The organism is Pedobacter paludisoli (assembly GCF_052344095.1).
Taxonomy (GTDB): Bacteria; Bacteroidota; Bacteroidia; order Sphingobacteriales; family Sphingobacteriaceae; genus Pedobacter.
Genome location: NZ_CP179926.1, coordinates 2,966,501 through 2,982,246 on the forward strand (window position 1 = coordinate 2,966,501; position 15,746 = coordinate 2,982,246).

11 protein-coding genes are annotated in these 15,746 nt (G+C 37.2%); 5 read left to right on the forward strand and 6 right to left on the reverse strand.

What is annotated here, in order from left to right; all coding sequences use genetic code 11:
• Positions 1-20: 20 nt before the first annotated feature.
• The 3 genes from ACJVDK_RS12065 to ACJVDK_RS12075 all read right to left on the reverse strand — a co-directional run bounded on the left by ACJVDK_RS12065 (position 21) and on the right by ACJVDK_RS12075 (position 4,721).
• Positions 21-1,010, reverse strand: coding sequence for a glycosyltransferase family protein (locus ACJVDK_RS12065; protein ID WP_443936912.1), 990 nt, complete (start codon positions 1,008-1,010; stop codon positions 21-23).
• 23 nt (positions 1,011-1,033) lie between these two features.
• Complete coding sequence (locus tag ACJVDK_RS12070) at positions 1,034-1,885, reverse strand: UDP-2,3-diacylglucosamine diphosphatase (RefSeq protein ID WP_443936913.1); 852 nt, start codon at positions 1,883-1,885, stop codon at positions 1,034-1,036.
• 364 nt (positions 1,886-2,249) lie between these two features.
• Entirely contained in the window at positions 2,250-4,721 is a 2,472-nt protein-coding gene (locus ACJVDK_RS12075; RefSeq protein ID WP_443936914.1) for a YfhO family protein, read from the reverse strand.
• A gap of 224 nt (positions 4,722-4,945) precedes the next feature.
• On the opposite strand from ACJVDK_RS12075, the gene ACJVDK_RS12080 reads away from it, so the two are divergent.
• The 3 genes from ACJVDK_RS12080 (at position 4,946) to ACJVDK_RS12090 (ending at position 8,026) form a co-directional block, all read left to right on the forward strand.
• Positions 4,946-5,887 (forward strand): lysophospholipid acyltransferase family protein, encoded by a 942-nt coding sequence (locus tag ACJVDK_RS12080; protein WP_443936915.1) that lies wholly within the window; start codon positions 4,946-4,948, stop codon positions 5,885-5,887.
• An 80-nt stretch (positions 5,888-5,967) separates the two neighbouring features.
• Positions 5,968-6,897, forward strand: coding sequence for a lysophospholipid acyltransferase family protein (locus ACJVDK_RS12085; RefSeq protein ID WP_443936916.1), 930 nt, complete (start codon positions 5,968-5,970; stop codon positions 6,895-6,897).
• An 85-nt stretch (positions 6,898-6,982) separates the two neighbouring features.
• A complete protein-coding gene (locus ACJVDK_RS12090) occupies positions 6,983-8,026 on the forward strand; it encodes a hypothetical protein (protein ID WP_443936917.1) in 1,044 nt (347 codons plus the stop codon).
• Positions 8,027-8,029: 3 nt separating this feature from the next.
• Here ACJVDK_RS12090 and ACJVDK_RS12095 read toward each other — a convergent pair whose 3' ends face one another.
• Positions 8,030-8,776, reverse strand: a complete 747-nt coding sequence (locus tag ACJVDK_RS12095; protein ID WP_443936918.1) for a glycosyltransferase family 2 protein — start codon at positions 8,774-8,776, stop codon at positions 8,030-8,032.
• Between the two features lie 33 nt (positions 8,777-8,809).
• On the reverse strand, positions 8,810-10,090 hold the full coding sequence (locus tag ACJVDK_RS12100; RefSeq protein WP_443936919.1) for a glycosyltransferase: 1,281 nt from the start codon (positions 10,088-10,090) through the stop codon (positions 8,810-8,812).
• 70 nt (positions 10,091-10,160) lie between these two features.
• Between ACJVDK_RS12100 and ACJVDK_RS12105 the strand changes: the two genes are divergently transcribed.
• Entirely contained in the window at positions 10,161-13,349 is a 3,189-nt protein-coding gene (locus ACJVDK_RS12105) for a S41 family peptidase (RefSeq protein ID WP_443936920.1), read from the forward strand.
• Positions 13,350-13,475: 126 nt separating this feature from the next.
• Entirely contained in the window at positions 13,476-14,225 is a 750-nt protein-coding gene (locus ACJVDK_RS12110) for a class I SAM-dependent methyltransferase (RefSeq protein WP_443936921.1), read from the forward strand.
• Between the two features lie 17 nt (positions 14,226-14,242).
• On the opposite strand, the gene ACJVDK_RS12115 is transcribed toward ACJVDK_RS12110, so the two are convergent.
• On the reverse strand, positions 14,243-15,703 hold the full coding sequence (locus ACJVDK_RS12115; RefSeq protein WP_443936922.1) for an alpha-L-fucosidase: 1,461 nt from the start codon (positions 15,701-15,703) through the stop codon (positions 14,243-14,245).
• Positions 15,704-15,746 lie beyond the last annotated feature (43 nt).

Consider the following 15,746-nt stretch of genomic DNA (forward strand, 5'->3'; position numbering starts at 1 on the left):
AAATTTACTACTTTTCAATTTTACACCCTGGCATATTTCTTTACCATGTCATCTATAATTTTTTCGGTTTCATCCGGAAAATTAAACTGATGCTTCTGAGGGTTTTCTACCCATTTTTTAATAATTGGCAACCAATTCTTATTGCTTCCCCACAAAACGGGTAAACCTAATTCCTTTAAAGCATAGGCATTGCACTGTTGTTCGAATTGAAAACGCATGGGGGCAACCAACAACTTTTTACCCAAATAGAGCGCCTCTGATGGCCCTTCAAAACCACCACCGGTTAATAAACCTTCACAGGTAGCTAAGCTAATATTGAATTTCTCATTATTGACAGGTTGTATCAGAACATTTCCCGACTTAAATGCTTCTTTATTGTGTTTAGAAAAAACCTGCCATTCAACATTTGGTACCTGGCTCAGCAATTTAACCAATCGATTATCGTCGAGCGCCGGAAGATACACGGTATAATGCCCTAAATTTTCACTTTCTAATTGGCGTATTTCTGAACGGATAACAGGGGTGTGCACAAATGTATCGTACCGATCGAAATGAAACCCGATGTGATGAGTGGTTGGCGCATAATGGCTCAAAATTACCTTTCCCCAATCGATGGTTCGTGGGCGAGGAACCTTTTTTGACTTAAATGCCGCTTGATGGCTTAAAGAAACACTTTCAATTCCTTGTAGTTTACATGCCCAAGCAGAAACGGGTTCAAAATCATTCACAATCAAATTGTACTCTTTCAAATTCAATTGCTTCATATCTTTTCTAAACCTGAACAGATTCATGTTTAGCCACGTTTTATAATGATCTACTCCACCTTTTTTCCCAAAAATAAAGCTGAAACCGTGTAATTGATACTTTATTGGTATGTTTAATTTAACATCGGCTTGATTGCCACTTATTAAAATATCCACCTCACCATGTTTTTGAAGCAAAGGAATTATTTCCCGCGCTCTGCTCACATGTCCATTTCCTGTTCCCTGAATTGCGTACAATATTTTCATCAATCCCCGAATATCAAAAAATATTAGGCAATTTCATACTTTATGCTTTGTAAAAGTACATGTATATCCAATTTACTTTTTAAATCTTCGGCATCAGAAAGCATCCCATCCTCATGTTCATCCTTACTAAAATCCTTTGGATCATATTTAAACACCGACCAATTTTTATCGTGGTACTCTAAAGCGGTTAAACTTTCTACCCAATCGCCACTGTTTAAATAGGTAACTTTTCCGTTATCATTTCCAATCTCTCTTTTTTCTGCCTGATGAATGTGGCCACAAACCACATATTCATAGCCCTTTTCTATTGCCAGTTCTGCGGCAGTTTGCTCAAAACTATTTATAAATTTAACAGCATCTTTAAATTTTGCTTTTACCTTTTTCGAAAAACTCATTTTTTCTCTGCCTAGCGCATTTAAAACCCAATTAACAAAACTGTTTATCAGAATTAATGAATCGTACCCTACAGCACCCAATTTTGCCAACCATTTAGAATGCTGCATGGTTACATCAAAAACATCGCCATGAAAAAACCATGCTTTTTTACCATCCAAATTTAAGATTAATTTGTTTTGAAGATGAAAACTGCCCATTTCCATGCCATCAAATTTTCGAAGCATTTCATCGTGATTACCCGTTAAATAATATACCTCAACGCCCTCGGATACAAATTTCATTAACTTGCGGATAACTTTCATATGCGCTTCTGGCCAATAACTTTTGCTGAACTGCCATATGTCGATAATATCGCCATTCAAGATTAAGGTTTTTGGTTTAATACTTTTCAGGTATTTTAAAAGTTCTTTGGCCTGACATCCGTACGTACCTAAATGTACATCTGAAATAACGACCACTTCAACCGCTCTTTTACTCATAAATAAAATTTTTTGGGGGATAAGGTTTCATTACCGCTTTGAAGGAAGCGATTTCTTTTAGAAGCGTTGGGCTAAATATCGTCTTCCTCATCTACCGTTAAATCGAACGGACCAAAGAAGAACAGTACAATCACCAACAAACATAAAGCAAAGAAAGATTGTATCATCTGCATAAGTTTATACAAAGATAATGCCAACGAAATTAACTAAATGTTAAATAGGCGTTAAAGTTATGTCGCTGATAATAAATGACATATAGCACACAAAAATCAGGTTATTTAGCCCGTATTATGCAAAAAGCCCACTGCATCATTTCCCCTTAGAATGATGCAGTGGGCTTACCTTAGGTATAGAGAAGAAGCGCTTAAGCTTTCGCTGCCTTTTTCTTTTTGTTTTCGGTATAAATACCCAAACCTAGTCCGGCTAATAATAAAATTGAGCCAACCAATGAAATCTTCTCTCCAGCATAATATGAGGTAGGATGAAAGATAAACTCAACTTTATGATTCCCGCCTTCAAGCTGTGCAGCACGTAATACATAGTCTGCTCTAAAATATGGCTTTTCTACTCCGTCAACGTACATTTTCCAACCTTCTTTGTAATAAATTTCTGAAAATACAGCAATTACATCCTTCGCACTGGTATACTCGTAGGTTAAATGATCTGGTGTATAGTTTGTTAATTTAATAAAACCTTCTGTTCCTACGCCTACTCGCTTAGTGTCAATTGACGATTTAAAACTTTCGTCAACAATTGCTTCTTTTTTAGCATCAAAGCTACTGATGGCTTTCATTTCTTCATCCGAATTCTTTACAAATTGAATGCTTTCTACAAACCAAGCATTACCACATGCCGTTGCATTGCGCTGCATTTTGTATGAACCATTTTGTGGATCTTGCGTGATGATGTACTTGGTGTTTAACATATCCAACACATCTTGATTAATACTTTTGGTCATTTGATGATCAACCAACTCTTGGAAACGCATTAATCTTGCTGAGTGAAAACCACCAACCGTTTTATGGAAGTACGAAGTTTCCGCAGCTTTAAATGGATCGCCTAATGACAAATCGAATACCCTAAAGTTTGGATCTTTATCTGAAGCGATAAAAGTATCTACATCTCTTGGTTGATAATGACTCTCTAAATCTGCCTTACTTACAAAGTTTTGATTATTCAAATAGCGTTTATCTACTTGCCACATATCAATTAATACCGCAATGGTTAACATGGCAAATGCCACAGACATGCTCATTTTTTTGGTAATCATTGCCCACACAATTCCGAAACTAATGGCCACAAACAATAGCGTACGTAAAGCATCGGCACGTGCCAAAGCGATACGATCGGTTACTAATCCGTTGGCTACTTGCATTGCTAATGCACGATTATTTTGGAAATTTTGTGCTAAAGCATCTATTAATTTCTGATGATCTGGACTGGTGAACGAAAAAAATGCCGTTGGTAAAATAGCCACTATAAGGGCGAATCCTCCGGTAATGCCCGCCGACCAAGTAAGGCGTTGCACCAAATATTTTTGATCGTATTTTCCTTCTTGCGCTTCTTTAATGGCTAATACTGCTAAAATTGGCACCAATAGACCCACAACGGCTAAAATTGATTCTACCGCTCTAAATTTATTATATCCCGGAAGGTAATCGAAAAACAAATCGGATATCATCGGGAAATTTCTTCCAAAAGAAAGCAACATCAGCAAAACGGTTGTTCCTAAAATCCACCATTTCCATCTATCTTTAACAATAAATAACCCAAAAACAAACAAGAAACAGATAACTGCGCCGAAGTAGTACGGTCCGGCAGTCCAACTTTTACCACCCCAATAGGTTGGCAATTGCTGCGCAAAGCCCACCGCTTGATCTTGTGATGCACCAATACTCATTAATGCTTTAACCACTTCCCCATCTGGATTAACCGGATTATTACTTGCACCTCCATAGATATTTGGAATTAAGAATGAGAAGCATTCACCAACTCCTTGACTCCATTGATAAGCATATTCTTTATCTAAGCCATTTCTTGGGGCTGCTTTATCGCTGGTTAAATTAGCTTTACCACGAATGGTTTCTTTACTGTATTCATACGTTGTCCAAAGGGTTCCGGCATTAATTAAAACGGCCACAAACATTCCCACAGCAACGGCTCCGATAGCTTTACCAAAGGTTTTTACTTGTTTTGCTTTTATTGCATGATACAATTCAATTGCTACCAAAATACCTAAAGCCATAAACAAATAATAGGTCATTTGGATGTGATTGGAGCGAATTTCTAAGGCCATAAATAAGGCTGTTAAACTTCCTCCAAGTAGGTATCGCCCGCGCAAGGTGAGGATGATTCCTGCCAAAATAGGGGCAAAGAAACCTATTGCCAAGGCCTTATTCGCATGTCCTGCCGTGATTATAATAAAGTTATAAGAGGTAAAGGCAAAGGCTATAGCGCCTGCTGCTGCAAGCCAAGGATTGACTTTTAACACACAAAATAACAAATAGGCTCCCAATAGATACACTAAAACAGTACCAACTGGATCAGGGAAAACGCCTTTAATTACATCAATCCCATAGGTTGTAATGTTTAAAGGGTATTGCACCCATATTTGATAGGCAGGCATCCCTCCAAACATCTGATCGGTCCAAAGAGGTCCTTTTCCTGTTGCTTCTCTAACATCATTAATTTCTTTTTGCATTGCTTTTGCTTGCAATACATCACCTTGTTGAGGTGCTTTTCCCTGCAAAACAGGATTGAAGTAGGCAAAACAAATGACTACAAAAAATGCTATAATGGCTAAGTGAATGCCATTTTTATTAAACCAGTTATTCATTAAGGTTTGTTTTAGTTTTAACGAACGTCAAAAATAAAAAAATGAGCGGTATAACAAAGGAATAAATTTGTTAAGGCTACAATAAATCGAATCTATAGGCGTACTATTTCAAAAACTAATCAAAAGCATCCGTTCCTGTCAATGCAAACTCACAAATGTTGAAAAAACAATGAAATGGCAAAAGTTTTTCAATTATACCTTAAATTTGTCCAAATTATCTCAACGTGATTAAAAAGGCTATTACCCATATCGGTATCTTCTTCATTACAGCTATTTCGCTATTACCTTTGGGTATATTGTATTTTTTTGCGGATGTATTTTACCTAATTATCTATCGATTGATTGGTTATCGCCGCAAGGTGGTAAGAGAAAATTTAATCAATTCTTTTCCCGAAAAAAGCATTACTGAGATAAAAACCATCGAAAAGCGTTTTTATAAATTCTTAACCTCGCTGATTTTTGAAATCATCAAAATGAAGCGTATTTCTAAAGCTAGCTTAATGAAGCGTGTTACCTTTAAAAACGATGAGTTGGTAAAAAATTATCTAAAAAATAATGAAAGTGTGCTATTCTGTTCATCGCACTATGGTAACTACGAATGGGTATGTATGGCGATAGGTGTAAATTTCGATGCCCAACATTTCCCTATTTACAAGCCCTTAAGCAACGAAAGCTACGATAAGTGGTTTCTGAATATGCGCAGCAAATTTGGCAATAAAATGATTTCAATGCGCCAAACGTTGAGAGCGATACAGGCAAATAAAGACCTTGCAAGTATTTTTACTTTCGGAAGCGACCAAGCGCCATCGCCTGCAGATTCTACGTATTGGACCACCTTACTAAACCAAGAATCGGCTATTCAACTTGGTGTTGAAAAAATTGCACGCAAAACCAATAGACCCGTTTTTTATCTAAAAATTAATACACTTAAACGCGGGTACTACAAGGTAGATTGTGTACCCATTTGTTTAGAACCTAAAAACTCAGCAGAGTTTGAGATTACTGAACTCCACACGCGCTTTTTAGAGAGCATTATACAAGAAGAACCAGCATATTGGTTATGGAGTCACCGTAGATGGAAATACAAACCCGAAAAGAAAAAAATTAGCCCAGAGGCTGCTGAAGCTCTTCATACGCATAAAGAGTTTTTAGTAGCTAATCCATAAAAAGTTGTGTTGGCACAAAAAATGCTAAAGATTTAATTTAAACTTAGCTTTTTTAATCTGCTTTCTAACACTACTTTAATATGTTTAAAAGATGGTTTTCCTATCTAGGAATATTTTTTTTAAGTTTATTATCCCTGTTCCCTCTTCCCATTTTATATTTTTTTGCAAACATTTTATATGTTTTGCTCTACCATGTTTTTAAATACCGTCGTTCGGTGGTGAATACGAATTTACGTTTATCGTTTCCAGAAAAGAGTATCGAAGAAATTAAACTTATTGAACGTAACTATTACCATTATTTAAGTAATTTGATGGTTGAAGTGATAAAAATGATGACCATCTCTAGAGAAAGTATTCAAAAGAGATGCATGTTTAAAGGCATGGAGAAAATGGAGTCATTTTTAAAAAAAGGACAATCGATCTTAATTTGTTCCTCACATTTTGGAAATTGGGAGTGGGGTTCTCTCGCATTTAGTTGCGCAGTTAATGCTATACATTGCCCCATTTATAAACCTCTTTCAAACCCTGTTTTTGACGCGTACTTTAAAAAAGTAAGAAGCCGCTTTGGGAATAGAATGATTTCGATGCGCAATACCTTGCGTGCAATTAAAAATCTTGAACAAGAGGTAACAGCCTTTACATTTGCTAACGATCAAAGCCCGATGATTGATGATTTACATTATTGGACAACATTTCTTAACCAACCCGCATCGATTCAATTGGGGATTGAAAAAATCGCTAAGCGGACAAATCGTCCGATCTTTTACTTAAAAACAACGTTGATTAAAAAGGGATATTATGAAATAGACTGTGTGCCACTGGTTCTAAATCCAAAAGAAACTGCTGAATTTGAAATAACGGAAATTCATACGCGATTTTTAGAAAAAATGATTGAAGAAAATCCGGTTTATTGGCTATGGAGCCATCGCCGATTTAAACACAAGCCTGGGGAAGGACACATTGTAAAATCTGAACGACTGTTAGCAACCGAACAAAAAGCTTCCATGTAATTGGTGACTTGCGTTTTTAACAACATCTTTTTTTATTGATGTCAAAGCAGGCGATTTTCTTTTATAATTTTTATAAATTGCTTCTATGGAAAGTAATGATGTAAAAATCTCGAGAAAAAAACCCATTTATCCGGTTACTACCGAGTTACAAAAATATTTACGTCAATATCAGCGAGAAGCGAAACTGCCCATCAGTTATTCGGATTTAATGCAGTTTAACGAGTCATTTCCCCTTATGGATAAAGATGGGAAAGATTCTTTATGGGAAGGGCCTATTTACGACCAAAGCACCCTCGAAAAAATACACACCGGTTTAAAGGAAATATATGCCAATTTAAAAGCATCGGGAAACCTTCGCATCGTGGAGCATAAATACATCGATAAAATTGAATATTGCACCTTTGGCAACACACATCCTTTTAGGGTGCGAATAGTTAACCGATTGAACGATGTTTACGATTATTTTTACATCAAAAAGGCGGATGCATCGCGTATTTACGGCCTCGAGTTGGAAGAAATTTTATCGCCAAATCAGGTTAATTATTTAGTTGATGGAGACACCTTAGTTGAAGAACATATTGCAGGCATTCCGGGGGATATTTTTACCAAAGGTCAATTATACAGCCCCGAATACAACCCAACCCGTATAGCAAAGGAATTTGTGAAGTTTAACGAACGCTGCTTAATTATGCTTTTGGGCGATATGCGGGCCTACAATTTTGTGGTGCAAATCACACCCGATTTCGACGATATTCAATTCAAAATTAGAGCAATCGATTTTGATCAACAGTTTTACGAAGGAAATTTAAAAGTGTATTTGCCTCAGTTTTTTAAAGAAAATTTGCCGTACGTGAAACTGAGTATGGAGCAGCTAACCGAAAAAACTGTTCTACAATATCAACAAGAGGAACGTTCATCAATTGTGCACCGGGTAAGGAGCGAACGTCATCGCTTAACCGATTTACGCGATGTATCCAATAAAGAAGAATTAACCTCGGCAGCAAATATCGCTCTGCTAAAAAAAGGAATGGCCGACTATTTTAAGGATTCAAATTATTTGGCATGCGCAACCATGACAGACATTATTGAGCTTAACATCAAAAATATCATCCGGCAGGTTAAATTATAAATTTTAATCGTTGGTTCTTTTATGTTTAAGGTAATACCAGGAAAGATTGAAGGCAATAATTAGGTGACAAAATACATTCGAGAAAAAGCCATAATGTTTGCTAAAAATAGCAAAACGTTCCATTAAACTTTCGCGGTGCTTTTTCTTGCTCATTCCACCTACCAAATATTTTGCAACGTATTGGTTTACGTTTACAATCTTGATGGATTTTTTGGCAGCTTTTATTATCCAATCGATATCTGAACTATACTTGTAGCTCAAGTCATAAGGTGTAGTAAGACTTCTTTTGATGTAAATGGCTTGATGACTTACATTCATTCCGTACCGAAAACTGGTCCAACTGAATTCATCGGGAACAGCGTGTCTTCTACGGCCTAAGCTCTCCCAATCGTCATTATACATCTCCGTTTCGCCATAGTAAATATCGGCTCCTTCAGCTGTGCCAAATACCTTTTCTACCGTTTTAACATCATAAATTTCATCACCTGAATTCATAAACAAAACATAATCGCCGGTGGCTAAAGCCAAGCCTTTATTCATGGCATCGTATATCCCTCTATCAGGTTCTGAAACGATTTTACTTATTTTATCTCGATACCTATTAACAATAGCCAATGTTCCATCTGTTGAAGCTCCATCAATTACAATGTATTCTATATCTTGATACGTTTGATTGATAACCGACTGAATGGTACGCTCAATATCTCGAACGTTGTTGTATACAATGGTAATGACTGTTAATTTTGGCAAAGCTATTTTGTTTTGAATGTGGCGAATTTACGACTATTTCGGCTGCAAATCAATCAGCCTCTCATAGAGAATGGTATGCTTTTCTGCAATAACTTTTTCTGAAAAATGCGATAAAATACTTAATCGTGCTTCCTTTTGAATTTCTTCTTTATTAGAGTGATAGTAGAGCCATTCAATACCATTTGCCAAATCTTCAGCGTTTTCATATTGGGCCAAATAGCCATTCTTAAGATGCGAAACCATATCAGGAATACCACCAGTAGTAAATGCAACCACAGGTGTAGCACAAGCCAAACTTTCCATGACGGTATTGGGCAAGTTATCTTCTAAAGAGGGTGTAATAAAAGCATCGGCGGCCGAATAGCATTTAGCCAAATGCTCATCTTTGCTGATAGTGCCCAAAAAGGTGGTTTTAAAAGGAAAAACTGGCATTTCTGCATTATCTTTATTTCCAAAAATAACCAACTCAATATTTTCACGTTTTATTCCTTTCCTTTTGGATAGGATTTCCAAGGCCTCAATTAAATACGGAGTACCCTTGTGCTTATCGTTTTTAGAAGGCATAAAACCACTCATCAGCACAAATTTATCGGGATTGATTTTTAAAATTTTCTTCGCGTCTGCTTTAACATAAGGCTTAAAAATTTTTGTTTCGATGGTATTGGGAATTACCGAAATTGATCGGGTGCCTAATAAACTACTAAACTTTACAGAATCTGCCATCCAATTACTTGGAGCAACAATATGAAAATTCATTTTCCCGTATGCGCGTTGTTTTCGAAGCCAGGTTTTATGTGAAATATCGTTCTTGCCACTATACTTTAAAATAGGACATTCGCCACATTGATTGTGAAAATGCTCGCAGCCATAACGTACATGGCAACCGCCGGTAAAGGCATTGCTATCGTGAAAGGTCCAAACGATGGGTTTCTCTAATTCATCCAGCTCCGCTAAAAATTTAGGGGTTAAAAACCCATGATTAACCCAATGTAAATGAATCAAATCAGCACTTTTAACATCTGGATGGTGAACAATCGAACGACCAAACCATTGTAAACTAAAAGGCGTTTTAACCGACTTACTTAGCCATTTTGCAAAGTATCGTTCAGACAGAATGTTATACACTGCCCTCCCTCTTTGAATTAACGATTTACTAAATGTGTCGATCTTCTTGTTTTGTCCAAATTTATAATAAACCAAAACCTTTGAATCGATCCCATTCGCTCTCAAAGCATCGCTTAAGCGCAAGCAAGCTCGGCCTGCTCCGCCATTTCCATCGTATGTATTTAAGTGTACAACTTTCAAATCTCTCAAAAATACATTTTATTGTTTACGATTATAAAAACTCTTGTGTATTTTCATCCCTACATAGCCAAACAAAATCATGCTCAAAAAACTATTTAAATCGCTTACAGCGATTGCTTTCCTGTTACCTTTTCATTCGATGGGACAAAACCAAACCTATTTCGCGGCCTATCCAGCATTATCACCTGATGCACAAACCATTGTATTTGCCTATGATGGCGATATTTGGAAAGTTGCCGTTACAGGCGGTATTGCATCGAGAATAACCGCTATGCAAGGAGAAGAAATGAATCCAAAAATTTCTCCCGATGGAAAATGGCTGGCTTTTTCGTCCAATCAATTTGGTAATTACGATGTGTATGTAATGCCCATGGCTGGGGGCGACATCAAACAGCTTACCTTCAACGATGCCTCTGATGAAGTAGATAACTGGAGTTGGGATTCAAAAACAATTTATTTTACATCAGGCCGTTTTAATTCGTTTTCAAGTTATAAAGTGAACATAGCAGGCGGCACCGCTATTCGTCTATTTAGCAATTATTTCAACACCACACACTTCATAGCCGAAGCACCAAACGGAGAATTATTTTTTAACGATACTTGGGAAAGCTATCGTTTCGCTAATCGGAAACACTACAAAGGAGCCTACAACCCTGATATTCAATCGTACAATCCCAAAACAAAAGCTTATAAACAATACACCAATTACATCGGCAAAGATTTCTGGGCCAGCGTTGATGAAAAAGGCAAGATTTACTTCGTATCTGACGAGGGAAATGAAGAATACAACTTATACACGTTTTTAAACGGCAAAAAAACGGCCCTAACTAATTTTGACACATCGATTAAGCGTCCTTTCGTAGCTGCAAATGGAAATAAGGTCGTTTTTGAAAAGGATTATCAACTTTATGTGTACGATGTTGCCACAAAAAAAAGCAATAAAATTAACATCAGCACTTCTCGCAATCAGGTATTGAGCAAAGAACAAGAATACGACGTTCGCGGCAATATAAGTGCGTTCGATGTATCTACCGATGGCAAGAAAACCGTGTTTATTTCAAGAGGAGAAATTTTTGTTAGCGATATAGATGGAAAATTTATCCGGAAAATATCTAATAGCGATGAGCGAGCACTAGAATGTAAATGGCTTGCAGACAATAAAACCATTTTATTTACCCAAACTTGGAATGGATATCAAAATCTATTTACCATTACAGGCGATGGAAAGGGAACCATTAAACAGCTCACGAAAGACAAAACAAACAATCGAGACATCACACTAAACAAAGCGAAAACCTTAGGCGTATACTTAAGTGGCAGAAATGAATTAAAATTGCTCGATTTAAAAACTTTTGATAGCAAAACACTTGTGACTGATGAGTTTTGGGCCCTTCAAAATTCAACGCCTAGTTTCTCGCCAAATGATGAATATGTTCTTTTTACGGCCTACCGAAATTTTGAACAAGACATTTTGGTACACAGCATTAAGGGCAACAAAACTATTAATCTAACCAATACAGGTGTTACGGAAACAGCACCCGCTTGGTCGCCAGATGGCAAATACATTTTCTTTACTAGTTCGCGTACGCAGCCCTCATATCCAACCGGAGGAGACAATATTCATATTTATCGCATGGCTTTAAATAATTACGATGCACCTTTCCGTTCGGATAAATTTGCTGATTTATTTAAAGAAACTCCGGCAGCTCCGGTAACGAAGACGCCTTCATCAGATAAAAAAACGACCAAAACAACCGATACCGCCAAGAAAAAAACGGAAGCAAAAGCAACGCCAAAACCAGCAAATGTAATCACCATTAACACACAAGATATTTTAGACCGTATTGAATTGGTGAGTCCGGCATTTGGCAATCAATATGGCACAGATGTTTTTGCCAAAGGCGATAAAACCTACGTTTTTTACACGTCCAACCACGAAGGTGGCAGAAACGCTTTATACAGAACCACCATAGAACCTTTTGAAGCCAATAAAACTGAAAAAGTGGGCGATGGGGGAAACTATAGCATTATTCAAACGGGCGATAAATTTTTCACGCTAATGGCAGGCGCAATTAATAAATACAGCCTCGATGCCAACAAGCTAGACCGAGTGGATCATGCGTACAAGTTTACCCGAAATTTAAATGCAGAATTTAACCAAATGTTTTATGAAACTTGGGTAGGCTTAGATGAAAACTTTTACGACGAGAATTTTCATGGAGTGGATTGGGAAAAAATGAAAACCCGCTATGCGACCTACTTGCCTTACCTGAACAATCGCAATGATTTAAGAACATTGTTGAATGATTTATTGGGTGAGTTAAATTCATCGCACATGGGATTCAACAGTTTTGGGGTAGAAGAACGCAAAAATCTTAGTTACATTACCAATCAAACAGGAATCATTTTCGATAACCAAAACCCCTTTAAAGTTGAGGGTGTGGTAGCAAAAAGCAATGCTGCCTACACCAGTGTAAATCTTCTCCCAGGAGATATTTTGAAAAAAGTAAACGGCATAGAAGTTGACGAAAAAATTGATCGGGATTATTATTTCAGCAAGCCTTCATTGGATAAAGAAATAACCTTAACCCTAAACCGTGGTGGTAAAGAAATCGATGTTAACATTCACCCCCAAAACTCGGCAAGTTTAAAGAATAATTTATACGATGAATGGATTGCCAAAAACCGTTCGAACGTAAATAAATGGGGAAATAATCGAATTGCTTATTCTTACATGAAAAACATGGGAGGAGGCGAATTGGAACGTTTCCTGTTAGACATGGTTGAACAAGAAGAAAATAAAGAAGCCATCATTTTAGACTTACGTTACAATACAGGTGGCAATGTGCACGATGCAGTTTTACGATTTTTATCGCAAAAACCATATTTAAAATGGAAGTACAGAGGCGGAAAAATGGCACCTCAAAGTAATTTTGGTCCTGCAGCAAAACCCATTGTACTCTTAATAAATGAACAATCCTTAAGCGATGCCGAAATGACTGCCCAAGGTTTTAAACAATTAAAACTGGGTAAAATTATCGGAACGGAAACCTATCGATGGATTATCTTTACTTCAGCAAAAGGTTTAGTAGATGGTTCCTCTTACCGACTTCCGTCATGGGGTTGCTACACAATGGACGAAAAAAATATTGAAAAAGAAGGTGTAACACCCGATATTTATGTTAAAAACACCTTCGAAGATCGATTAACGGATAAAGACCCTCAATTGGAAAGAGCTGTGGCCGAAATTTTAAAAGATTTAAAATAATATACCTCATCCATTCATGAAACGGGTTAATTTTTAATACAATTAACCCGTTTTACATTTTATCGCTAAAAGCACTTTTGTAATCTGCGGTTTTTCCGTTTCTTTGGGATTGCAATTCATTAAAACATGGCAAATTTATTAACCGACAGAGCATTTTGGGTAAATTATTGGGAAAGTAAAAAAGGCTTGGCGGTTCAACTTCCTGAGAATTACCTTTTTCACAAACAACTTGCATCGATAATTGAAAAAAACAATACTGAAACAGCCATTGAACTAGGTGGTTTCCCTGGATATTATGCCGTTTTCTTAAAAAAGTATTTTAAGTTGGATGTAACACTATTGGATTATTTTGTTCATCCTCCGGTGGTAAAAGAACTTTTAGAAAAAAATGGTTTAGCGCAAGCTGATATCCAAATTATTGAAACCGATTTATTTAACTACAGCCCCGAAAAACAATATGATTTAGTTTTAAGCTGTGGATTAATTGAACATTTTAACGATACCGCCGACATTATTAACCGCCATATTGCCTTTGTTAAACCCGGCGGAACCTTGTTTATAACGTTACCCAACTTTAAAGCCGTTAATGGCTGGTTTCAAAAAAAATTCGACAAAGAAAATTACGACAAACACAATATCAACAGCATGAATCCTGACTGGCTAAAAGATATTTGTGAAAAAGCAGGTCTTACAGAAGTTCAATCAGGTTATTTCGGGAAATTTAGCGTTTGGCTAGAAAACGAAAATCAGAAATCACTTCCCGTTCGCTTGTTCAAGAAAGCCATTTGGTTAAGTGGAAAAGTATTCACCAGAATTATTCCTATCGAAAGCAAAAATCTTTCCCCTTACATCGTCGTAGAGGCAAAAAAGATATAAAAAATTAAAAAGGCATTTTATAATGATGCCTTTTTGTATAATCCGAACTCGCTTAAAGTAATGCAAACTGGCGATTTTGTAACGTTTACGCGAACTTTCGTTGTCGTAATAGGTTTCTCTAGCTTAATTAATCGCTTTGCGCCAATACTGGTTCCATCGAAGATTTTTTTCCAAGCATTTTGTTCAAAAATCTCAATGCTATATTCTTCAATTCTTTGCCCAAGGGGGATAAATTCCTGTAAACTAATCACATCAAAAGTCTTGGCCGCTTTTAGATCAACAACAAAATTTGCACCATGAACACTATCTCTTGTTGCCCAATAACTTTCCTTTTTCCCGTCCAATACTTTGGCCGCATCATACGCTTTACCTCTACTATCAGAAGCCGTTATGTGAGCTCCCTTTGCTAAGTTTTTAGCGAATGTATTTTTTACCAAGGTACCAAAATCGCGCAAAGCAATCACATCATCTTCATGCAACTGTCCCTTAGTATCTGGCGCCAATCCCAAATCCAATCCAGCTCCCCTGCCAACACTTCTTACGTATAGATTAAATAATTCCTCAGGAGTTTTAGGCTTTTCATTCGGGTGATAAAACCATCCCTTCCTCAAAGGAACATCACATTCAGCCGGCACCCAAAATTTTCCATTACGGGTTCCAACCGGATTTATAGGCCAATTAGCCTGCCCAGGCACCGCTACATTCTTACCTGCTGCAGGTTCTGGTGTAAAAGTTGCCCAACTGGTTTCTGCTGCAAATCCCTGTTCATTCCCAACCCAACGCACATCCCATCCAATGTCGCTAAAAATATTGGCCATCGGTTGCATCTCACGCGTAATAGCCCATGTATTGTTCCAATCGTAGTATGTTGTATTATCAATCGATCGTTTTTCCCTTGCACCACCATAATATCCATCACCGCCATTTGCTCCATCGTGCCAACTCATAAACAATTGTCCATAGTTGCTATACAATTCTTTTAGCTGGGCTTGATAAATTGTCAGATATTTATCTGTACCATACAAGGGGTGATTACGATCCCAAGGAGAACAGTAAACACCAAATTTTAACCCATTTGCACGAACTGCTTGTTCCACTTCTTTTACCATATCTCCTTTACCAGCTCTAAAAGGGCTTTTGCTAATGGAATAATCCGTTGTTTTAGTTGGCCACAAAGCAAAACCATCATGGTGTTTTGCCACCAAAATAATTCCTTTTAAACCTCCGGCTTTCGCCGCCTTTACAATTTGAGTGGCATTAAAATCGATCGGATTAAATACCGTTGGATTGGCATCGCCATAGCCCCATTCTTTATTTTCAAAGGTAGTTGGGGTAAAATGTATAAGTCCATAAACTTCAACATCGTGCCAGGCAAGTTGGCGGGTAGAGGGTACTGCTCCGTATGGGACAGGGGCATCTTGTGCAAAAACAAAAGAAACACAAAAAAGTAACAATAATGGTAAAAATAATCTCTTCATGTGGTGTTTTATTTAGAAGCAAGTTAAAAAAATAAAAGCAGCC

Coding starts and splice junctions, on each gene's coding strand:
- ACJVDK_RS12105 (WP_443936920.1), top strand. CDS start 10,161: ATGCTCAAAAAACTATTTAAATCGCTTACAGCGATTGCTTTCCTGTTA.
- ACJVDK_RS12085 (WP_443936916.1), top strand. CDS start 5,968: ATGTTTAAAAGATGGTTTTCCTATCTAGGAATATTTTTTTTAAGTTTA.
- ACJVDK_RS12115 (WP_443936922.1), bottom strand. CDS start 15,703: ATGAAGAGATTATTTTTACCATTATTGTTACTTTTTTGTGTTTCTTTT.
- ACJVDK_RS12075 (WP_443936914.1), bottom strand. CDS start 4,721: ATGAATAACTGGTTTAATAAAAATGGCATTCACTTAGCCATTATAGCA.
- ACJVDK_RS12065 (WP_443936912.1), bottom strand. CDS start 1,010: ATGAAAATATTGTACGCAATTCAGGGAACAGGAAATGGACATGTGAGC.
- ACJVDK_RS12070 (WP_443936913.1), bottom strand. CDS start 1,885: ATGAGTAAAAGAGCGGTTGAAGTGGTCGTTATTTCAGATGTACATTTA.
- ACJVDK_RS12090 (WP_443936917.1), top strand. CDS start 6,983: ATGGAAAGTAATGATGTAAAAATCTCGAGAAAAAAACCCATTTATCCG.
- ACJVDK_RS12110 (WP_443936921.1), top strand. CDS start 13,476: ATGGCAAATTTATTAACCGACAGAGCATTTTGGGTAAATTATTGGGAA.